The following is a 21,001-nucleotide window of genomic DNA, read 5'->3' as shown; positions in this document are numbered from 1 at the left end:
TGATGCCCTCCTGGGCCGGCACGGACAGGGTCACGATCTGCATGTTGACCTTGCGCAGCCGGTCCACGAAGGGCACGACCATGGTGAACCCGGGGCCGCGCACCTCGGGGCGCAGCCTGCCGAGCCGCAGCACCACGCCCCGTTCGTACTGTTTGACGACGCGGGCCGCGGCCATCGTGTAGACCAGCCCCACGGACACGACGGAGACTCCCGCCGCCACCAGTTCCTCGACCATCACGGCCCCCCAGGGTCCGACGTGGCGCACCGGGCGTGCACAGTGTGCGCTTCGAAGGTAGACCCGTCACCGGAACAAGGGCGAGCCCCCGCACGCCGGTTGCGTGCGGGGGCTCGCCTGTTCGCCTGCTCGGGTCCGGTCGCGCGGAATCCCGTGGGGGGTGCCGGCCGTGTGGGTCGACGAGTCGACGAACGGCCGGTCCGTCGCGCGACCGGTCGGTCAGCCGACGCTCACGCCGTAGTAGCTCAGCGCCTCGGTGACCGGCTGGAAGAAGGTCGTACCGCCGGAGGTGCAGTCGCCGCTGCCGCCGGAGGTCAGACCGTAGGCCACGCTGCCGCCGTACAGGGGGCCGCCGCTGTCTCCGCCCTCCGCGCAGACCGTGGTCTGGATCATGCCGTAGACGACGTCACCACTGCCGTAGTTGACCGTGGCGTTCAGCGCGGTGACCTTGCCGCTGTGCGTACCGGTGGTCGAGCCGCGCCGGTAGACCGTGGTGCCCACGCTGGGCGTGGCCGCGCTGCTGATCGTCTGGCTGCCGACCGCGCTCGGGTGCGCGATCGAGGAGTTGGTGTAGCGGACCAGCGCGAAGTCGTTGGTCGGGAAGCTGTAGCCGACGTTCGTGCCCAGCGTCGTGGTGTGGCCCGAGTTGGAGTACCAGGTGGAGGCGACCTCACCGCAGTGGCCGGCGGTCAGGAAGTAGTAGGTGCTCCCGCTGTGCACGTTGAAGCCGAGCGAACAGCGGTAGGAACCGCCGTAGATGGCGTCGCCGCCGGTGATCAGCGGCTTGAAGGTGCCCGAGGTGTGCTTGATGGTCAGCGCGGCCGCGTTGCCGCCCGCCTGCTGCCTGATCTTCGCGATCTCCGCCTTCGAGACCGTGCTGTCGACGGTGACGACCACGCGGTTCGTCTTGGCGTCGACCGCCCAAGCGGTGCCCGCCACATCGGACTTGAGTACCGACTGTTTGGCACTGCTCAGCTGGGTGGCGCTGAACGTCTGGGCGACGGACGCGTTCGCGCTGGGGACCGCGAACGCTGCGGCGGCGACGAGTCCGGTGGTGACGGCGATCAGCCGGCTCCGTCTCGCTATGCCACTGCGGGGGGTGGTGCGCTTGATCCTCACGTTTCATTCCTCCGAAGGGAAGTAAGGGGCCCTCGTGTCGTGGGGTTGGGGCCCGTGAGGCGCAGCCGGGAGCCGCTCGTCCGGATTCCGGACAAGCCATGCCCCTGACAAGCGCTGAGGGGGAGTATTCGGCTGCGCGGCCGACAGGCGCAAGGGCGCCTTTCGGCCGTGCAGCGTTCAACTTGCCCACATGTAAAGGAGGTTGATCATCGGACCACTGAAGGTGTCAGATTCCCCCCGCGTCTTCGGGAGTCCCGGAGGCCTCAGCCCAATCGGCGTTCCCCCGCGGCGACGGCCACGCTCAGCGTATTTCCGGGCGGCGGGAACGGGCAGACGAAATGGTCGGCGAACGCGCACGGCGGAAGCACGGCCCGGTTGAAGTCCACCGTCGTGCGCCCCTCGGCGTCGGGCGCCGCCGGACGCAGGAACCGGAAGCGGTAACTGCTGTCCCCGCTGGTGGTGTCGGCGAAGACGGCCCACAGCGAGCCGTCGCTCTCGACCGACACCTGGAGGGTGAGGTCCTGCCCGTCCAGGGTGAAGGCGAGGACTCCGCCGAGGGCCAGCCCGCGGGCGACTCCGTCGGCGTTCTCGACGCGCACGGTACGGCCCTCGCCGTACGGGGTGAAGTGTCCGGGCACCGACCAGCGCGCGTCGTAGGGGGTCGCCTCGATGCCCGCGAAGGCCTGCCGGGCGGGTGCGGCGGGATCGTATCGGCGTACGCCCCAGATCCCCTCGCGCACCAGGACGACGAACCGCCGCTCCCCGCGCCCGACCCGGGCCGCGCCGGCCGGTCCGTAGTCGGCGTCCAGCACGATGTCGCCGGTGAAGGGCTCGCCGTCGACGGAGAGCCCTTCCTCGGCGACCGCCGTCAGGGCCACTCCGTCGCCCTTGACCGCCCATTGCCCGGGGATGTCCGGAAGTCGCCCTTCCGGATAGTCCTCGATCCAGTGGGTTCCGGTGAGCGCGAGCGGGCCGTAGGGCGCGGACACCGTCGCGACACGGTGCTCCTGCCAGTGCTTCCAGTCCTCGGGTGCGTCCGTCGTCATGTGATCAACCCTTCCATACGGGCTCGGCCAGGCCGAGGTGCGAGTGCGACGTGGTGCCCGTGTATTCGGCGCGGTACCGGTCCGCACGCCCGCGTCGAGCTCCGCGGCGACCGCCTCCGGTTGTGGGTGGCCGGGTTCAGAGGACCTTGGAGAGGAACGCCCGGGTACGTTCGTGCCTCGGCCGGTCGAGTACGTCGCCGGGGGCGCCCTGCTCGACGACGCGGCCGTCGTCCATGAAGACCACGGTGTCGGCGACCTCGCGGGCGAACCCGATCTCATGGGTGACGACGATCATCGTGGTGCCCTGGTGTGCCAAGTCCTTGATGACGTCGAGGACCTCACCGACCAGTTCGGGATCGAGCGCGGAGGTCGGCTCGTCGAAGAGCAGCAGCTTCGGCTCCAGGGCGAGCGCGCGGGCGATGGCCACCCGCTGCTGCTGCCCGCCCGAGAGCTGCTTCGGATAGGCGTCGGCCTTGTCGGCGAGCCCGACCCGGTCGAGCAGGGCGCGCGCCGTCCCGGCGGCGTCCTTGCGGGGGCGCTTCAGCACGGAGACCGGGGCCTCGACGATGTTCTCCACCACCGTGAGGTGCGGGAAGAGGTTGAAGCTCTGGAAGACGAAGCCGATCCGGGTGCGCTGCCTGAGGATCTCGCGTTCCGGCAGCTCGTACAGCTTGTCGCCGGAGCGCCGGTAGCCCACGAGCGCGCCGTCGACGCTGATCCGGCCCTGGTCGACCTTCTCCAGGTGGTTGATGGTCCGCAGCAGCGTCGACTTGCCGGATCCGGAGGGTCCCAGGATCACGGTGACCTCTCCGGCCCGTACCGCGAGGTCGACCCCTTTGAGCACCTCCAGCGAACCGAAGCGCTTGTGGACGGACTTGATGTCGACCATGACCGGCGGGCCGGCCGTGGATGTGCTCATCGGATGATTCCCTTCGCGAGGTGTCGTCTGCGGGATACCGGAGGGGCGTCAGGCCGCGACGCGACAGGACAGCCCCCGCAGGAACGTGAGCGCGGCGCGCGCCGTCGCGTCGTTCTGCCGGAAGGCCGGGCCGCCGGTACGCGGCCGGGTGAAGGCCCCCGAGCCCCGGGCATCGGTGTGCGGGCCGAGTGCGAAGCGCCGGGGGTGCGGGGTGCCGGAGCGCTCCAGGACGCGCCCGTCGGCGGGGTCGACGGCGAGCAGCCCCTCGGGCGTCGCGGCGGCCCCGTCCGCGTACAGCTCGCGCAGCAGTACGTCCCGGGTGCGCTCGACGGTGGGGTGCGGCAGCCGCGCCTCGACGAGCGCCCGGGCCTCGACCGTCGCGCCCGGCACGGTGGCACTGCCCGCCCGGAAGACCCCGCCCGCGGCGGTGACGGTCATGTCCGCGCCGACGAACCGCAGGATTCCGGCCCGCGACAGGGCGAGCATCCGACGCAGCCGGGGGCCGGGCGGCCCCGACGCCACACAGCTGAAGAAACCGTGCCACCACGGGCCGATGTCACCGAGCCTGACCAACTGCCCGTAGACCGAGAGCAACCCGTGGAAGACGGCCAAGTCCGCGCTGCGCGAGGGGTCATGACGTCTCCTCACATCCTCTTCGATGTACGTCCGCAGTCCCTCTTGCAGATCGTCGTACGAGGCGTGGCGCACCCCGTCCAGCGGACGGTCGAGCGCGGCGAGGTCGAGGCGGTCGGCCGGGTCGGGCACGGCGGACGCGACCAGGGCCCGGATCTCGGCACCGGAACCGGCGGCGTACTTCTCCTCGAAGTCACTCCAGGCGACCCGGGTGCGCCCGGGGTGTGCCGTGAACAGCCGGTGGTAGTGCGCGAACCCCAGTTCCTTCTCGATCAGCGGCCACACGTCCCGCCGGAAGTCGGGCCTCTCTGGGCGCGCAAGAAGCGCGTCGACCTCGGCGGGCCCGAAGAACCGTGGCAGCGGAGGCCGTTCGCCCTCCCAGCCGTAGCCGATCTTCGAGTGGTAGGGGACCCCGCGCCGGGAACCCACGTACAGGATCGGCTCCCGCCCGGAGGGCCGGTAGCTGTCGCCCTCGTACCGCCCGCCGCGCCCCTCGGTGAGCAGCACCATCAGGTCGACGAAGGCGAGCCCGAAGCCGCGGACCAGGACGGGTTCACCGGGCGCGAGGGCCGACAGGTCGCTGTCGGCGGTGAAGTCCGGCGGCAGATGGACCAGCCCGTGCTCCGTCGCGTACGCGGCCAACCCGCTCTGCTCGGTGTCGAGTTCGGCGTCGAGGTGGCCGATCGTCAACGCGACGAGGTCGGTGAGGAGTGGGCGGGGACGGCCCTCCAGCCACACCTGCTGGCGGCCCTCGCGGGGTCCGCTCACCCGCAGCGCCCGGCACGCGTGACGGTGCACCCGGATGCCCGGCGGCAGGGCGGCCACGGCACGCTCGTACACCCACCGCAGGTAGGCGCCCTGCTGGGGCCGGCCCGCGAAGGTGCGCCCGTCGAGGCCCGCCCACATGTCGAGCGTGGGTCCTTCGAGTACCGGTCCGGCCATGTCGACGCTCTCGTCGGTGAACATCGTGACGTCCCGCGCCTCGGAGTTCATCCACAGCAACGACGACTGTTCCTCGCGCCAGATGCGTCCGGCGCCTGGTGGATACGGGTCCACGACATGGATGTCGAGCCCCGAACCGCCGTACAGTTCCGGCGCGTTGGCCGTGATCCGTTCCAGGAGACCGGTCCCCCGCGGCCCGGCCCCGACGATCACCAGCGAGGGGCGCCCGGTACTCATCGGGTGCGCTCCGAACCGCGCGCGTAGTACTTCTCGACGTAGTGCTGGCCGACGCCGAGGACCGAGGTGACGATGACGTACCAGAGGGTGGCCACCATCAGGAGCGGCATGACCTGGTAGGTGCGGTGATAGACGAGCTGCACCGAGTAGAGCAGGTCCTGCACGGCGATCACGCTGACGATGGAGGTGCCCTTGAGGGTGCCGATCAGCATGTTCCCGGCCGGCGGCACGATGGTGCGCATCGCCTGCGGCAACACGATCCGCCACCAGCGGCGCCACCGGCTCAGGCCCAGCGCCTGCGCGGCCTCGATCTGTCCGCGGTCGACGGAGAGGATGCCGCCGCGCACCACCTCGGCGGCATAGGCGGCCTCGTGCAGGGTGAGGCCGACGACGGCGACGGTCACGGGGCCGAGCAGGTCGACCGTGCGCACACCGAGGATCTGCGGGTACAACGCCCCGATGTTGAACCAGAACAGCAGCTGGACCAGGATCGGCATCGACCTGAAGAGCCAGACGTATCCCCAGCTCACCGTCCTCAGCACGGGGTTGCTGGACAGCCGGAGCGCGGCGAGCAGGGTGCCGAGCGCGAAGCCGAGCGCCATCACGACCGCGGTCAGCCAGAGGGTGAGCCACAGTCCGCGCAGCACGGAGGCGGAGGTGAAGTACTCGCCGACGACGTCCCACTGGAACGCGTCGTTGCGCACTACGGAGTTGAGGGCGAGCCCGAGCAGGACCAGTACCGCGACGGCGGTGGTCCACAGGCCGGTGCGACGCCTTGGGACGATGCGCAGGGAGGCCGCTTCGTCCGGTGCGGCGGCGACCTCGGTGAGGGTGTCGGAGGACATGCGAAGGCTCCGTGATGCGTCGAGTCGTACACGGGTGCCTTCACACAGGTCACGCCGGGCGCCCGGGAGCGCCGTACGGCCGAGCCCCTCAGCAGGGCCGTGGCACGAGAGTACGGGGGCGTTTCCCCTCGGTGTCAAGGCTGTCCGGACTGTGAGCCGTACGTCTCAAGTCAGTTGACGCACCAACAGATGCCTGTTCCACTTGGCCCATGCATTCGCGGCAGTGGCTGGTCAAGCGCTCCCACATCGACTTCGGTCGCGTGTGGTCCTCTTCCTGTTGAGCTGACCCCCTGCGCACCCGTCCGAGACGGGCGCCCTCCGCGTTTCTCCTTTTCCCCCGCCTTCACACGCGCACCCCTCCCCTCTCTTCGCGCCTCTTCACTCCCTGCCTTCAGGAGACCGCACACCATGCGTACGTTCTCGCGTACCCGAAACAGGCATTTTGCGTCATTTGCGTTGCTTACCGCAGCGACCCTGCTGGTCACCGCGTGCGGATCCGGCACGGACGACGCCGCCGGAAGTCCCGCGCAGGCCGCGGCGCGGGGCGACAAGATTCCCACCACGGACGTCGTTTCGCCGATCCGCGAGGATGCCGCCGCCGCCGGACTGCTGCCGGCCGGGACCCGTTCGCTGACCGTGGCGATCAGTGTGTCCGGTTCACCGCCCGGGACCTCCTACCTGGCGGACGGCAAGACGCTGACCGGGCAGGACGTCGACTTCGCGGACGCCGTCGCCAAGACCCTCGGCATCGAGCTGAAGCACGAGTCCGCGAGCTTCGAGGCGATCCTGCCGGCTCTCGACAGCGGTAAATACGACTTCGGGGCCAGCAACTTCGGTGTCACCGACGAACGTCGCAAGGTGATCGACTTCGTCACGTACATCAACGACGGCCAGGGCTTCGCCACCCGCGCGGACAGCAAGCTCCCGAAGATCACCGAACTCCGGCAGCTCTGCGGACTGAACGTCGCGACCTCGGCCGGAACGACCTTCGAGGCGACCTTGGAGGCGAGCAAGAAGGTCTGCCAGGAGGCCGGCAAGAAGGCGTACAACGTCCAGACGTACAGCGAGCAGGGCGCCATCTGGTCCTCGCTGCAACAGGGCCGCAGCGACATCGTGATGAGCACCGTCAACGGCCTGCGCTACGCCGTCGCCCACCAGCAAGGGGTCAGGTTCCTCAACGAGTTCCACCGCCTCGACGTGGGCTTCGCCTTCAAGAAGGGCAGCGCGCTGGCGCCCGCCTTCCGCGCCGCGGTGAACAAGCTGATCGCCGACGGAACGTACGAGAAGATCCTCGACAAGTGGGGTACGAAGGGGTCGGCGATCACGGCGTCACGGATCTCCCCGCCGGAACTGAAGGACTGAGTACGCTCCCCGACCCGTTCGGAGCACCCCGGCCAGGAGTGCTCCGAGCCCGCGGTCACAGCCCGGGTCACAGCCCGCAGTCACAACACGAGCAGCACTCACAGCATTCGCAGCACTGGCACGCCTCGCAGCAACCGCAGTCGCAGTCACAGTCGTTCAGGCACCCTTCGCGCTTCTTGCGCGACCACGGACCCTCGTACTCGCCGGCGCAGCACATCTTGCAGGTGCAGCACAGCCCGACGGCGGCGGCGCAGCCGGCCCAGAATCCGCGCTCGCCGGGGGCCGGTGGCTGGAAGGAGGGTCCACCGCCGAAGGGGCTGCCGCCGTACGGGCTGCCTCCATGCTGGGGCGGCGGTCCGAAGGAGCCGTCCGCCGCGTGCCCGCACCCCGACGTCCCGAACGCGCGGTCCACCGAGCGGCCCAGTTCGTGGGCGAGCAGCACATGCGCCAGCCTGCTGTCGGTGAACTCGGCCTCCCGCAGGGCGAGCCGTATACCGTGCAGGGCGTCGTCGGCGAGCCGGCGCGCCTCGGTGAGCGAGGTCCCGGTGGCCGAGAGCGGGTTCCAGGAACCCGACGCGGCGTCAGTTCCCCTGTCCTCCACGGCGTCCAGCAGATGGGCGAGCCGCCCGAAGAGCCGACCGGCCTCGGCCAGTGGCACCGCGTTGCCGGGGCGGCCCGCGAGCACGGCGGTGTGCGCGAAGGCCGCGGCGGTGGCGGTCTCGGTGGGTTCGGTGACGCTCAGCAACGGCGTTCCGGGCCCGGCCAGCGCCTCGATCCCGAGCTGCCGGTCCACCGCGTCGACGAGCACGGCCGTGTCGAAACCGACGGCGGATCCCGTACGCGCCCCGGCCCTGCCCCAGCTCGCGGCCACCCGGCGCGCTGCGACCGCGACCGGCTTGCGCGCCAGGAGGCCGTCCCCGTCGGCGACGTGGTCGCGCACCTTCGCCGAGGCGAGCACCAGCGAGACGGCGGCGGCGAGCCGCGCGCCCTCGCCCCGCGCGACGGAGGCGGTCCGCATGCCGCGCAGCGGACAGGGCCCGGCGGTGCGCCGCCATCCCGTCGCGCGCTCGGCCTGAGCCTCCGTCAGAACCGATATCAGCAGGCCGTCATAGTTGGTGACCACCCGCGCGAACTGGCCGTGGTCCCCGCGCAGCGCGAGACACAGCCCGCACAAATGCGCCATCCACTGCGTCCTGAGCCCTTCACCGAGGCGGTGACCGCAGGGCCTCACGATTCCGAACACGACACTCCCCCGTGACACGTACGACGTTGAGGTGCGGCATCGTATCGACCGCCCCGTTCACCCATACGCACCGCTCATCACCCGGTCGCCGCGAGAAATCATATTTCACTCTCAGTCAGCAGCCTTACCCCGTACGACCCTTGGGGGGCGCGGGCTCTCGACGGATTCGCTGTGCACCAGTACCGTCACGAAACCCCCACGCGGCGTCTATCCACTTGGCGCGACATCCGCATCATGGACGACCATGGGGATGCGGAAGCACGAAAGACCGCTGTGAGAGGAGGCGTCCATGGGATCGGTGCGCAAGGCGAGTGCCTGGCTTGGCCTCGTAGACGACAACGATGACGAGCGTTACTACGACGACGACTACGCCGAGGGTCAGGACTCCGGCGACGCGTGGGTCACCGACCCGCGCGTGAAGGTTGCTTCCGAGACGGCGGAGGAGAAGGGCCGCCGGATCGGCACGGTCACCCCGGACAGCTTCCGGGACGCACGCGGTATCGGCGAACTCTTCCGGGACGGCGTCCCGGTCATCATCAACCTCACGTCCATGGAGGCCTCCGACGCCAAGCGCGTGGTGGACTTCGCGGCCGGCCTGACCTTCGGCCTGCGCGGCACCATCGAGCGGGTCGCCACCCGGGTCTTCCTGCTGACCCCGGCCAACACGGAGATCGTCAGCGGCGAAGCCGCGAGCCGTCGCACGGACGGTTTCTTCAACCAGAGCTGAGGCAGGGCCGCTCACCGGCCCTGCCTTACCGGGGCTTCACGAGCGGGGCCTTCACCTGAAGGCGTCGAGCCCGGTGAGCGCCTTGCCCAGCACGAGCTGATGCATCTCGACGGTGCCCTCGTAGGTGAGCACCGACTCCAGGTTCGTGGCGTGCCGCATCACGGGGTATTCCAGCGAGATTCCATTGGCGCCGAGAATCGTGCGCGAGGTACGGCAGATCTCGATGGCCTCGCGTACGTTGTTGAGTTTGCCGAAGCTGATCTGCTCGGGGCGGAGCCGTCCCGCGTCCATGCGGCGGCCCAGGTGATGGGCGAGCAGGATTCCCTTGTGCAGTTCGACGGCCATGTCGGCGAGTTTGGCCTGGGTGAGCTGGAAGCCGCCGATGGGGCGTCCGAACTGTTCCCGCGTCTTCGCGTAGGCGACGGCGGACTCGAAGCTGGAGCGCGCCGCGCCCATCGCGCCCCACACGATCCCGTACCGCGCGTGCGAGAGGCAGCCGAGCGGGCCCTTGAGGCCGACGACGTCGGGCAGGACGGCGTCGGCCGGCAGCCGCACGTCGTCGAGGACCAGCTCGCTGGTCACGCTCGCCCGCAGTGACCACTTGTGCTTGATCTCGGGGGCGGAGAACCCGGGCACGTCGGTGGGCACGACGAATCCGCGGATGCCGTCGTCGGTCTGCGCCCAGACGACGGCGACTCCGGCGACGGAACCGTTGGTGATCCACATCTTGCGCCCGTCGAGGACCCAGTCCCCGCCGTCGCGCTTGGCGTACGTCCGCATGGAACCGGGGTCGGAGCCGTGGTCGGGCTCGGTCAGTCCGAAGCACCCGATGATCTCGCCGGAGGCCATGCGCGGCAGCCAGGCCCGCTTCTGCTCCTCGCTGCCGAACCGGTGGATGGCGTACATGGCGAGGGAACCCTGCACCGAGACGAGCGAACGGATCCCGGAGTCGGCCGCTTCGAGCTCCAGACAGGCGAGGCCGTACTGCACGGCGCTGGCCCCCGCGCACCCGTATCCCTGGAGCGACATGCCGAGGGCGCCGAGTCCGCCGAGTTCCCGCGCGAGTTCCCGGATGCCGGGCAGCTCGCCCTTCTCGTACCAGTCGGCGACGTACGGCAGCACCCGGTCCGCGGCCCAGGTCCGCACGGTGTCGCGGACGGCGAGGTCCTCCGCGTCCAGCAGGTCGTCGATCCCGAGCGGATCGGCGGGGTCGAAGGGCGGCAGCTTCGAGGACGCGGACATACGACAGCCTCCGGCAGGGTGATAACTAGCACCGCTAGTAAAGAATCTCGACCCGACGTTACGACGCGGTGTCCCGCAAGTCCAGGCCACTTCCGCACAGCACTCCGGCTGAGGCGGGCGGGGCACCTACGGGGAACGGCGCAAGGCCGGGAAGACCTACTACGCGGAGACGCGGGTCTCGGTGATGTCCCGGGGAACCGGGATCCCGGCCGGGCCCGAGGCGGAGGGGTCCGCTCCGGAGCCGGTCCCGGCCTGGACGAGGCTCGCGTCCGGGGCGGAGCTCGTCGCGGGTGCCCCGCAGTCCATGACCCGCGGCAGCCGCAGCGCCATCACGGCGCCCAGGAGCAACAGTCCCGCGCTCACCAGCAGCGTCACATGCAGTCCGTGCACGAAGGAGTCCCGGGCGGCCTGCCGCAGGGCGCCGCCGGTCGGGCCTCCGAGCCTGTCGGCGACCTGGTACGCCTCGCCGAGCGAGTGTCCCGCCGCCGCCGAATCGGCCGCACCGACGCCGGGGACGGACGACAGTCCGGGCGCGTACGCCGCGTTCATCACACTGCCCAGCAGTGCGATCCCCAGCCCCGCGCCCAGTTGGTACGAGGTCTCGCCGATCGCCGCCGCGCCGCCCGACTGGGCCTGCGGGGCCTCGCTCAGCATGGACTCGTACGCCCCGAAGAGCGTGGTCTCCAGGCCGAAGCCGAGCAGCACGAAGCCGAAGAGCAGCAGCCCGGTGTTGTCGTTCCCGCCCATCGCGGTGAGCGTGACCACGGCGGCCGCGGTGAGACAGAAACCGAAGCAGACCATCGCGCGCGGCCCGAACCGGCGCAGCAGTTTCGCCCCCGCGAGCCCGGCGGCCATCGCCGCGACGGTGAGGGGCAGCAGCCGCAGTCCGGTCTGGAGGGGGGACAGTCCGAGCACGAGCTGCAAGTACTGCGCGGCGATCAGTTCGAGTCCCACCAGGGCGAGCATGGCGAGGACGATGCAGCCCACCGACGTGCTGAAGGCCGGACGCGCGAACATGCGCAGGTCCACCAGCGGGTGCGCGCGCCGCCGCTGCCGCCGTACGAAGACGGCCATCAGGACCCCGCCGAGGAGCAGCGGGGCGAGGGTGAACGGGCTGAGGGGGGCTTCGCCACCGCCGAGGCGCTTCACGCCGAGGACGAGTCCGAACAGACCGGCGGCGGCCATCAGCGCACCGACGACGTCCCAGGGACCGTCGCGGTCACCTCGGGACTCGGGCAGCAGCAGCCGTCCGACCGGCAGGCTGACGATCATCAGCGGGATGTTGACGAGGAAGACCGATCCCCACCAGAAGTGTTCGAGGAGGAAGCCGCCGAGCAGTGGTCCGACCGCCGCGCCGACGGCGGCGACCGCGCTCCAGATGCCGATCGCGAACGCCCGCTCGCGCCGGTCGGGGAAGACCTGGCGCAGGATCGACAGCGTGGCGGGCATGATCATCGCGCCGCCGACGCCGAGCAGGGCGCGGGCGCCTATCAGGAGCTGTGCGCTCCCGGAGAAGGCCGCGATGCCGGAGGCGACGCCGAAGAGGGCGTAACCGAGGAGGAGGACACGCCGGCGGCCGACGCGGTCACCGAGCGTGCCGAAGAGAATGAGGAGCGAGGCGCAGACGAGCGGATAGACGTCGACGATCCAGAGCAGTTCTATCGCGCCTGGCTTCAGGTCCTCGGTGACGGCGGGGACCGCCACATGGAGCACGGTGGCGTCGAGGGCGACCAGCAGCAGGCTGACGCACAGGACGACGAGGACGACCCAGCGGTTGGCACCGACCCCGGTCTCCCGACGGCATCGCGCAGCGGCCGTGGTCGTCCCGGACATGTACGTACCTCCAGAGGTTCCCTCGCGTTCTGCGGATCCGCAGGGTGGGGACTCCCTGGGGTTGCGGCCCGGAGAGCGGAGTCCCGGGCCCACGCAACAAAGGCGAGTGAGCCGTCAGCGTACGCGAGTTCTCGCCGAGGACATGTGGCGGACCTCTCAGGTTCGCCTGGCCAGGAGTGTGGCGTACGCCATGCCCCCGTCGCTCAGCCGCCCCGGGCGGCCCGCCGGTTCCGGGGTCCGCCGATAATCGAGCCCGTGACCGATCCGGAGACGCCCGCCCCGACACCGCCGCGCGCGGGCGCCCTGCGCCGCGCCGCACCCGCTCTCCTGGGGTACGCGGCCGTACGTGCCCTGGGCCTGATCACCCTCGCCGTGTGGAGCGCGGCGAACGGCAGGAGCGCCCACCGGCTGCTGGCGCAGCGCTGGGACTCGCTCTGGTACACCCGGGTAGCCGAGCTCGGCTACGGCTACGAGGTCCGCCTCCCGAACGGGGACGTGCACGCGAACCTCGCGTTCTTCCCGCTGCTGCCCTGGCTGGAGCGGCTCGTCGCGGCGGTGAGCCCGCTGTCGTACCCGGACGCGGGCCTGCTGGTCAGCGCGGTGGCCTCGCTCGCCGCGGCCTGGGGGATCTTCGCGGTCGCCGACCATGTGCACGGCCGCCGGGCCGGAGTGTGCGCCGCGCTGGTGTGGGCGGCCCTCCCCGTCGGGATCGTGCAGTCGATGGCGTACAGCGAGTCACTGTTCACGGCGCTCGCCGCGTGGTCGCTGTACGCGGTGCTGACCGGCCGCTGGCTGACCGCGGGCCTGCTCGCCGCGTTCGCCGGGCTGACACGGCCGGTGGGGGTCGCGGTGGTCGCGGCCCTGTGGGTGGCGGCGATTACCTCGTTCGTGGGAGAACGCCCGCGGGGCGGAAGCACGCCCCGGACGGACGGCGCGCGCGGGTGGCGGCGCGCCCTCGCCATGATCATCGCGCCGCTCGGCGCCGCCGGTTACGTGCTGTGGGTGGGACACCGCACCGGCAAGGGCCCGCTCGGCTATCTCGACGTCCAGGCGGGCTGGCGCAACGGCTTCGACGGCGGTTACGCCTTCGGCCGCTTCGTGGCCGAAAAGCTCACCTCGTTCCCGTCCGCCCTGGCCGGTGCCGGGCTGATCGTCGGGGTCGCGCTGGTCCTGTGGCTCTACGTGACATGTGTACGCCAGGGACAGCCGCCGGCGTTGCTGGCCTACGCGGGGGTCGTCCTCGCGCTCGCCCTGTGCGCGTCGAGCTACTTCGGCTCGAAACCACGCCTGCTGCTGCCCGCCTTCCCTCTCCTGTTCCCGCTCGCGCTCGCCCTGGCCCGGCTGCGCACCTCCAGGTCGGCGTTGCTTCTCGGGGGCGTCGCGGTGGCCTCGGCGGTCTACGGGGCCTTCTGGCTGAACGGCTCGGGACCGCCGTGACCGGCCCGGCGGCAGCCCGTCCGGGCCGGTGAGCGGCCGGGGAATTCCACCCCATCATTCGGTGAACGAATATAAAAGTGCCATAAAATCGAAGGCCTCCAGGGATCAATGGAATTGAAGGATCCATGCGCCGCGGATTAGAGATTCATTGGAAATGAACATGATCCTGAGAGGAATCCCACATCACATCGTCATCACAAACCGAGTGAATCGGCCTGGACCGCAGCTCACTCGCTGTAACGTCGATTGAGTGCGTACCGAACGAAACCTCACCCGTCTGGACCGGGTCTTCGCCCGGCTGGACCGTGAGCCGGAACGACCGGCCCACATCGATGTGCCGAAGATGAGTCGGCACAGGGTTGTCCTCTTCGCGGCGACCCTGGCCTTCTACCTGGCGATCGTGTGGGCCGTGGCGATCACGTCGTGGCTGGTCCGGTTCGACTGGCAGGTCATGTTCTTCCGGCCCTACCAGCAGTGGCCGGAGATCCACGCGTTCCTGGACTACTACGTGGTGCTCGGCCAGCGCGGCCCCACCGCCGTGATGGTCGCCTCGTGGCTGGGCTGGCGCTCCTGGCGGCAGCACACGCTGCGCCCGCTGCTCACCCTGGGCGCGTCCCTGCTGCTGCTCAACATCACGGTCGGCGCCGCGAAGCTCGGCATGGGCCGTCTCGGCCCGCACTACGCCATCACCATCGGCTCGAACGAAATGGGCCTGGGCGGCGATATATTTCCTTCGGGCCACACCGCCAACGCCGTCGTGACCTGGGGAATCCTGGCCTATCTGGCGTCGACGCCGAGAGCCAGACGCTGGCTCTCCGCGCTGTCCGCCGTGACCTCGCTCGGCGTCGGCCTCACCACCGTGTACCTGGGTACGCACTGGCTGAGCGATGTCCTGCTGGGCTGGGCCGCGGGCCTGTTGATCCTGCTGGCGCTGCCCTGGTGCGAGCCGCTGATCGCCCGCTCCGAGGCCGGGATCTTCTCGCTGCGCGACCTGTGGCGCGCCCGTCGCGGCCGTACGGCGCCGGCGCCCACACCGGCACCCGCGCCCTCGCCGGTCGGCGCACCGGTCATGTCCCCGCGGCCGGCCGTCGTGGACGGCGAGGTGCCGGCCCGCGAGACCGTCGCGTCCCGTCCGCCCAGAGCCCCCGTCCACCTGGCGCCGGGCCCGCACACCGCCCGCTCGGAGCGCACCCCGGTCACACCGGCGGGCAGCCGCCGCCCGCAGCACCCGGACCGTCCGGCGCGCGCGGCCACGGCCGCAACGGCCCGCCCCCTGACAGGGAGCTGAAGACCGCGGGGCCGGTACGCACGACCTCTCCCCGCACCGCGAAGGCCCCCGGCTCAACGAGCCGGGGGCCTTCGCACATCCTGTCGCGGCGCTGACCGCTGTTCCGGCGCTCCGGAGCCGGAGCGGGCGCGCGCCGCTCCGCGGCCGGGCGCTCAGCCCTTCCAGCAGCGCGTGACCGTACCGTCGGTGACCTCGAAGTTCAGCCGCCCCACCAGGTACTCCATAGTGATGATCACGCCGGGCGGCAGCGAGCGCACCGATGACCAGCCGTGCTCCCGCGCGCGCTCCTCGGCGCTGCTCACCTCCAGTCCGACATAACTCTCCGGACTGTCCTGCGGCTCTGTGCGAGAGGGGGGAATGGGTGCCATGACCGCCACGTTAGGCGGCGCGCCCCGGCGGTGGAAGCCCGATCGGCGACCAAGCGTCACCTATCCACCGCCGGTCACACTTCTGTCACAGGATCACGACACGTGTTTCGCCGAACTCCATCACCCGTATGAGGGGCTCCCTACGCGTTCCGCACGCCTTCGAACGTAATTCGGAGTCGTCGTACGGAAGTCCCGAATAGCCCTCTGGAATGTGCGGTCGATGTGCTGCCACGCGTTCGGTGATGCTTTTCCATTCCGATCCGCTCCGATTCCGCCGCGCGCCGCGGAAGCTGACACCGCATAAGAAATACACGCTTCGAGCACAGAACCCCCGCACGGCCGCCGCCGGTACCCGGGGTGTCCCCTACGGCACGTCGGCCGTGATCGACGCCCCCTCGGGACCCGGCCTCTCCAAGGCGCGCGACAGCCGGTCCCGGGCCGTCCTGATCGCGTCGAAGAGTTCGGCGGGCTCAAGGATCTCGAACTCGAATCCCATCAGCATCACGTGGATGACCATGACGTCGAGACTCGCCGCCCCGGTGCGCAGAACGCAGCTGTCCTTCCCCGAAGCCTCCAGGGTCCCGGCCGAGGGCGAGATCCGCGCGGCGGCCTCCTCCAGTGGCACCAGCAGCCGGACGACGGCGTTCGTGGCGTAGGCGCGGGTGGAGACGCCCCGGGAGACGTACTCGGCCAGGTTCTCGGCCGGCGGCCTACGGGGGGCGAAGCGCGGTCCGTGCGGCGGCCGGGGCGTGATGCGGTCGGCCCGGAACGTACGCCAGTCGTCGCGGTCGACGTCCCAGGCGACCAGGTACCAGCGGCGCTCGGTGCACACCAGGCGGTACGGCTCGACGGCGCGGCGCGTCGAGGAGCCCGCGTGGTCGCGGTACTCGAAGCGCAGCCGCTCGCTGTCGCGGCAGGCGTTGGCGAGCTCGGTGAGGACGGTGGGGTCGACGGCGGAGGGCTGCGGACCGCGCAGCATCGGCACGGTGAAGGCGTTCAGGGCGCCGACCCGGCGCCGCAGCCGGCTCGGCAGGACCTGTTCCAGCTTGGCGAGAGCGCGTACGGAGGACTCGCCGATGCCCTCGATCCCCTGACCGGCCGCCGTGCGCAGTCCCACGGTCACCGCGACCGCCTCGTCGTCGTCCAGGAGCAGCGGCGGCAGCTCGGCCCCCGCGCCGAGCTGGTAGCCGCCGCCCGTCCCCGGGCTGGCGTTGACGGGATAGCCCAGCTCGCGCAGCCGGTCCACATCACGGCGGACCGTGCGCGGGGTGACGCCCAGCCGCCCGGCGAGATCCGCGCCCGACCATTCACGGTGGGCCTGCAGCAGTGAGAGCAGGCGCAGCAGTCGTGCGGATGTCTCCAACATGCCGCCGAGTCTGCCAGCCCTTGCGGACAGCCACTGTCCGCAAGGGAGCAGGCGAATTCCAGTCCCTGCGGCCTTCGAGGAGCGGAGTCCGTGACACGGGGCCGACGGCGGGGCCGGGGACGACAGCGGGGGCAGAGGCCGGTCGCGGACACCGGCCGCCGCCCCGCCCGGACGCCGCCCCAGCCGCTGACGGCCCGTGGGTTGCACGTCGCCAACGGCGGGTTCACCGCGCTCGACGGGGTCTTCCTCGACATCCCGCCGGGCCGGGTCACCGGCGGTCGCGGCCCGGACGTACGCGTCGCTCGGCGCTCTCGACGCGTGCGTGGTGGTCGTCGAGCGGCGACTGCCGCCGGGACCGCGCGGGCGGACGGGCCGGACGACGTACGTGCACGAACTGCGCCGGGGTGCCGTCGTGTTCAGCGGAGAGGCGGCCGAGGCGGCGGCGCGGAACGGCGGGCCGGCGGGTTCAGGGGCGGGCCGAACAGGGCGGGAGCCTCGGTCCGGGTGGCGCCCGTCGCCTTCGGGATGACGAGCTGGATGCCCTTGATCAGCCGGTTCGGAGTGCTGCCGATCTTCTCCTTGTTGACCTTGTAGAGCGTCTGCCAGCCGCCCTTGACCCGGTACTTGCGGGCGATCGACGCGAGCGTCTCGCCGGTCTTCACCACATGGAAGGGGCCCAGCAGTCCGTACGACTTGGAGCAGTCGGGCCAGGCGCCCCATCCCTGGACGGCCAGCACCTTCTTGGCGACCTTGATCTGCTCGGCGCGCGTGGCGAGATCGGCGCGGGGCGCGTAGTCGAGCCCTCCGAACGCGACCCAGGTGGACTGGAAGAACTGAAGTCCCCCGTAGAAGCCGTTCCCGGTGTTCGCGTGCCAGTGCCCGCTGCTCTCGCACTCGGCGAGGCAGGTCCAGGGCCACCCGTCGCTCGCGCAGTCGTAGCCGGCCCGGGCCGCCCCGGGACCGGGAAGCGGGGGCGGCGGTACGGCTTCCGCGTTCTGGGGCACGAGAGCGGCCAGTACGGCGGCGACCACGGCCGCGTACCGCACACGTCCGCTCGACGGCCCGGACGCGGTCCACGTGGTCGGCGGGGTCCGCCTGGTCGGCATGAAGGACATCGGGCCACGCTAAGCAGCCCGTACCGCTCGGCACGCCCAGCCGCGCCCGGCACGCCCAGGGCCCCACCCGGTCGGACGACCGGGCGGGGCCCCGTGCCCGGGACGAGGGGGGAGCGTGGCTCAGATGTCGAGCCGCTGCCCGGGCACGATCAGGTCGGGATCACCGCCGATGACGGTCTTGTTGGCGGCGTAGATCTTCCGCCAGGTGGTCCCGTGCCGCGCGGCGATGGCACTCAGGGTGTCGCCTTCGCGGACGGTGTAGTCGCCGCGGGACGAGCCGCGGTTGGTGTGGCCCGACGGACGGTCCGGCGCCTTCGCCGGTTCCCGCTTCGCCGGGGCGGACCGGGGAGCCGACCCGGCTGTCGGCTTGGACGGCCGCTCGGAAGCCGACTTGGTGGTCGCCGATCCCGCGGCCGACCCGGCACCCGAGGAGCCGGGCGCGTTTCCGTAGGCTCCGGCGCGCGCCGAGCAGGTGGGCCAGGCGCCCCATCCCTGTGCGCTCTGGACCTTGCTCGCGACGGCTATCTGCCCGCTCCTGGAGGCCTGGTCGGCGGTCGGCGCGTACGCCGTGCCGCCGTAGGCGCGCCAGGTTCCGGCGGAGAACTGGAGCCCCCCGTAGTAGCCGTTGCCGGTGTTGATGTGCCAGTTGCCGCCGCTCTCGCACTGGGCGATGCGGTCCCACACTCCACTGTCGGCCGCGGCGGCGTCACCGCTCGCGGCGAGCAGTCCGAGCGGGGCGAGCAGTGCCGCCCCGGCGAGGACCGCCGTCGTACGTGTCCTGTTCGCCGTACGAGCCTTGTGACTGTTCTCGTGAGTGCTGTCGGCACATGCGGACATGTAGTTCCCTCTCCAAACACCCGGGGTCCCCCAGGACGGGACGCGATGGCCTGCGCGTAGGACGCGGCGCTCGCGCTCCGACCCGTCCGCCGACGGCCGTGCTGTGATCCGGTGCGGATCGGCCGGCGGACGTACCCGAGCGGTGCTCGTTGCACACAGCGCAGGAACCTATGGACTCGGGCGCCCCGATATCAACCAACTCTTTGTCATTCGAGGCCAGTTAGCCGTTACCGCAGGTATCATCGATTTTCAGCCACCCACTTCATTGGGTGATTTCCGGATTTGTCGACCTGCGCCTCTTGCGATCTGTGACCCAGTTCACCCAATCAACTTCCCTACGACTCACGGAAGTTGACTTGGAGTAACCAATTCCGGGGGCATCTTCACCCTGGGCGTCGGATGGTTCGATTCCGTTCGCTCTCGAGCGTGACTCCGGCCACAGATCACCCGTTGACATCTTCATGAGCCGGGAACCCCCGATTCATGGGCCGGGAGCCACCCGGCACCGCCAAGCACCGCATCCCGAGGAGCCACCGTGCCGCGCATGCTCGACGTCAGCGACGACGTACGCGCCGAGATCGGCGACGAAGAAGCCGACCGGCTGCTCGCCGGAGAGAACGCCCCCGGCAGTTACGACTGCACGTCGTGTCGCACCCAGGGCGACTCGGAACAGGAGCGCACCAGCACCGTCCTGTTCATCGGCGACGAGACCGCCGTCCTCGCCTTCGCCCACGCCACCTGCCTGCCCTCACAGGTCGTGCAGGTCACCGAGGAACAACTCCAGGGCGCCGTCCGCTCGATCCACCCCGACGGCGCGCCCGCCGGCACCGCGCCCGAGCAGGCCGTGCTCGGTGTCACCAGCGGACTCGTGCTGATCAACGGCGAGTTGCACCCGGCGCTCGTCGTCGAGCCGACCGGGCCGATCGTGCGGCCCGGCTCGACCGACATCGGCGACGACTTCCTGCCCCTGCTGATCGAGCAGGGCTTCATGCCCGCGACCGAGCTGACCTCGGTGCCGCCGGTCCTGCACGGCTGGTCCGTACTGCTCGCCATGGGCCAGCTGCACGCCGTGCTCCAGCCGGGCACCGGCGGCGGCTCGCCCGTCGCCTGGTGGCAGGCCCACCAGGCGCTCCAGGTCACCGAGAGCTGGCGCGCCGCCGCCAACAAGCACCAGCAGGTGCTCCTGTTCGCGGCACCGGTCGGCTCGATCGGCCGCCAGCCCCGGGAGGACCTGCTGCGCGACGCGCTCGACAAGGCGGCGGCCAACGGCAAGCTGGTCGCGGCGGCGATGCCGCTCGCCGGCACCTGAGGCACCGCACGGCACGGTTCCCGGCGAAGTCCACCGGGAACCGACCGCACGGCGCCGCGCGAGGGCCCGGCGAGTCCGCCAGGCGCCCAGAGACACGAGCGCCGCTCCGGCGTTCGGCGGGGTTCGGCGGGAGCCGAAGGCGGGGCGACGGGCGGGCGTTCGGCGGGGGGCGAGGGTGTGCGGGTGGCGTCGGCCGTGGAGGGTGGCCCGCGCGGTTCCCAGCGCCCTCGCGCCCCCGCGTGCGCCGCTCACTCCGGACGGCCCGCGAAATGACCGGGTTGGCCGCATCTGTTGGGCGGCGAGGTCGTTGGCACGTATGTGCACACCTACGACGTCCCCGGCCACCGGCCCTTCCAGCCGGTCCCTCCCTCGGGCTCCCCCCTCCGTTCGAGCAGAGAGGTGCCGGCGTCGCGACCGGTGCAGGACCCTCATCAGGGCGGCCCATCGGCCACGCCGATCTACGACGCGCTCTACGCCGAGTGGATCAGATCCTTCAGGACCCTGCCGGGCGACCGGCACGGTGAGGAGGATCTGGGCTTCAGGGCTTTCGGAAGTCTCGGGCGCGGTCCGAACTCGTTCAGCTCGTCGGGCGCGTACAGCTCGTACAGCGCGGGGGCGCACACCGCGCGGCAGATCGCCGCGCAGCACGGACCCACCTCGACGGCGACGGCCGTCTGGCAGCCGGGCGCACGCCAGCACGGCACCGGGATGCACCACGTCCCCGCCGCGCTGCCGCCCGCACCGCGCAGGGGTCTTTGAGCGGCAAGGTCCTCGAGCGGACAACGCGTGAGGGGGGGGGGGCCCGGGGGGCGGGCCCCTCCGGGGTTTCCCTGTGGTTGTTGTTTTTTGTTTTCTTACCCCTCTTCTTCCCCCCCCCAATCACAGTGTGGCGTTGTGT

General features: G+C 70.9%; 19 protein-coding genes and 1 pseudogene. 7 read left to right on the top strand and 13 right to left on the bottom strand.

All coding sequences use genetic code 11. The features are described from left to right. From ACZ6KY_RS41480 to ACZ6KY_RS41455, 6 genes are all read right to left on the bottom strand, one after another. Positions 1–235: SPFH domain-containing protein (locus ACZ6KY_RS41480; protein WP_469315433.1), on the bottom strand; the 235-nt coding region annotated here is incomplete at its 3' end. Positions 236–454: 219 nt separating this feature from the next. After that, positions 455–1,354 (bottom strand): S1 family peptidase, encoded by a 900-nt coding sequence (locus tag ACZ6KY_RS41475; protein ID WP_469315432.1) that lies wholly within the window; start codon positions 1,352–1,354, stop codon positions 455–457. A 263-nt stretch (positions 1,355–1,617) separates the two neighbouring features. After that, positions 1,618–2,400 carry a DUF1684 domain-containing protein gene (locus ACZ6KY_RS41470; protein ID WP_469315431.1) on the bottom strand — a complete coding sequence of 261 codons (783 nt, stop codon included), beginning with the start codon at positions 2,398–2,400 and terminating at the stop codon, positions 1,618–1,620. A gap of 136 nt (positions 2,401–2,536) precedes the next feature. Further along, positions 2,537–3,319 carry an amino acid ABC transporter ATP-binding protein gene (locus ACZ6KY_RS41465; RefSeq protein ID WP_469315430.1) on the bottom strand — a complete coding sequence of 261 codons (783 nt, stop codon included), beginning with the start codon at positions 3,317–3,319 and terminating at the stop codon, positions 2,537–2,539. Positions 3,320–3,367: 48 nt separating this feature from the next. Next, on the bottom strand, positions 3,368–5,131 hold the full coding sequence (locus ACZ6KY_RS41460) for an FAD/NAD(P)-binding protein (protein ID WP_469315429.1): 1,764 nt from the start codon (positions 5,129–5,131) through the stop codon (positions 3,368–3,370). Next, the gene (locus ACZ6KY_RS41455) at positions 5,128–5,976 is read right to left on the bottom strand and encodes an amino acid ABC transporter permease (protein ID WP_469315428.1); all 849 of its coding nucleotides are present in this window, start codon (positions 5,974–5,976) and stop codon (positions 5,128–5,130) included. The genes ACZ6KY_RS41460 and ACZ6KY_RS41455 overlap by 4 nt, the downstream gene beginning before the upstream one ends. A 408-nt stretch (positions 5,977–6,384) precedes the next feature. Between ACZ6KY_RS41455 and ACZ6KY_RS41450 the strand changes: the two genes are divergently transcribed. Further along, a complete protein-coding gene (locus ACZ6KY_RS41450) occupies positions 6,385–7,338 on the top strand; it encodes an ABC transporter substrate-binding protein (RefSeq protein WP_469315427.1) in 954 nt (317 codons plus the stop codon). Between the two features lie 67 nt (positions 7,339–7,405). Here the strand turns inward: ACZ6KY_RS41450 and ACZ6KY_RS41445 are convergent, their stop codons facing one another. Beyond that, positions 7,406–8,581 carry a DUF5685 family protein gene (locus tag ACZ6KY_RS41445; RefSeq protein ID WP_469315426.1) on the bottom strand — a complete coding sequence of 392 codons (1,176 nt, stop codon included), beginning with the start codon at positions 8,579–8,581 and terminating at the stop codon, positions 7,406–7,408. 289 nt (positions 8,582–8,870) lie between these two features. On the opposite strand from ACZ6KY_RS41445, the gene ACZ6KY_RS41440 reads away from it, so the two are divergent. After that, entirely contained in the window at positions 8,871–9,308 is a 438-nt protein-coding gene (locus ACZ6KY_RS41440) for a cell division protein SepF (protein WP_401333537.1), read from the top strand. A 51-nt stretch (positions 9,309–9,359) separates the two neighbouring features. Here the strand turns inward: ACZ6KY_RS41440 and ACZ6KY_RS41435 are convergent, their stop codons facing one another. Then, the gene (locus tag ACZ6KY_RS41435; protein WP_469315425.1) at positions 9,360–10,550 is read right to left on the bottom strand and encodes an acyl-CoA dehydrogenase family protein; all 1,191 of its coding nucleotides are present in this window, start codon (positions 10,548–10,550) and stop codon (positions 9,360–9,362) included. Positions 10,551–10,709: 159 nt separating this feature from the next. Continuing rightward, on the bottom strand, positions 10,710–12,383 hold the full coding sequence (locus ACZ6KY_RS41430) for an MFS transporter (protein ID WP_469315424.1): 1,674 nt from the start codon (positions 12,381–12,383) through the stop codon (positions 10,710–10,712). Between the two features lie 255 nt (positions 12,384–12,638). On the opposite strand from ACZ6KY_RS41430, the gene ACZ6KY_RS41425 reads away from it, so the two are divergent. Together ACZ6KY_RS41425 and ACZ6KY_RS41420 are read left to right on the top strand one after the other, a co-directional pair. Beyond that, positions 12,639–13,820: a glycosyltransferase family 39 protein gene (locus tag ACZ6KY_RS41425; protein WP_469315423.1), complete on the top strand. Its 1,182-nt coding sequence runs from the start codon at positions 12,639–12,641 to the stop codon at positions 13,818–13,820. Between the two features lie 250 nt (positions 13,821–14,070). Further along, on the top strand, positions 14,071–15,108 hold the full coding sequence (locus ACZ6KY_RS41420) for a phosphatase PAP2 family protein (RefSeq protein ID WP_469315422.1): 1,038 nt from the start codon (positions 14,071–14,073) through the stop codon (positions 15,106–15,108). A 152-nt stretch (positions 15,109–15,260) separates the two neighbouring features. Here ACZ6KY_RS41420 and ACZ6KY_RS41415 read toward each other — a convergent pair whose 3' ends face one another. Beyond that, complete coding sequence (locus tag ACZ6KY_RS41415) at positions 15,261–15,476, bottom strand: I78 family peptidase inhibitor (protein ID WP_469315421.1); 216 nt, start codon at positions 15,474–15,476, stop codon at positions 15,261–15,263. A gap of 364 nt (positions 15,477–15,840) precedes the next feature. After that, positions 15,841–16,842, bottom strand: a complete 1,002-nt coding sequence (locus tag ACZ6KY_RS41410) for a helix-turn-helix transcriptional regulator (RefSeq protein ID WP_469315420.1) — start codon at positions 16,840–16,842, stop codon at positions 15,841–15,843. Positions 16,843–17,110: 268 nt separating this feature from the next. On the opposite strand from ACZ6KY_RS41410, the pseudogene ACZ6KY_RS41405 reads away from it, so the two are divergent. After that, positions 17,111–17,371, top strand: a pseudogene (locus ACZ6KY_RS41405) (ABC transporter); the annotation flags it as partial. Here ACZ6KY_RS41405 and ACZ6KY_RS41400 read toward each other — a convergent pair. Further along, entirely contained in the window at positions 17,259–17,957 is a 699-nt protein-coding gene (locus tag ACZ6KY_RS41400; protein ID WP_469315419.1) for a LysM peptidoglycan-binding domain-containing protein, read from the bottom strand. The pseudogene ACZ6KY_RS41405 and the gene ACZ6KY_RS41400 sit on opposite strands and share 113 nt — an antisense overlap. Positions 17,958–18,077: 120 nt before the next feature. Beyond that, positions 18,078–18,794, bottom strand: coding sequence for a transglycosylase family protein (locus tag ACZ6KY_RS41395; RefSeq protein WP_469315418.1), 717 nt, complete (start codon positions 18,792–18,794; stop codon positions 18,078–18,080). 535 nt (positions 18,795–19,329) lie between these two features. Here ACZ6KY_RS41395 and ACZ6KY_RS41390 point away from each other — a divergent pair. Together ACZ6KY_RS41390 and ACZ6KY_RS41385 are read left to right on the top strand one after the other, a co-directional pair. Further along, on the top strand, positions 19,330–20,103 hold the full coding sequence (locus ACZ6KY_RS41390) for a hypothetical protein (RefSeq protein ID WP_469315417.1): 774 nt from the start codon (positions 19,330–19,332) through the stop codon (positions 20,101–20,103). A gap of 417 nt (positions 20,104–20,520) precedes the next feature. Then, positions 20,521–20,862, top strand: a complete 342-nt coding sequence (locus tag ACZ6KY_RS41385) for a hypothetical protein (RefSeq protein WP_469315416.1) — start codon at positions 20,521–20,523, stop codon at positions 20,860–20,862. The last annotated feature ends 139 nt before the right edge of the window (positions 20,863–21,001 follow it).

Source organism: Streptomyces sp. NPDC042002, from assembly GCF_055588305.1.
This window is presented reverse-complemented; position numbering and strand designations above follow the sequence as displayed.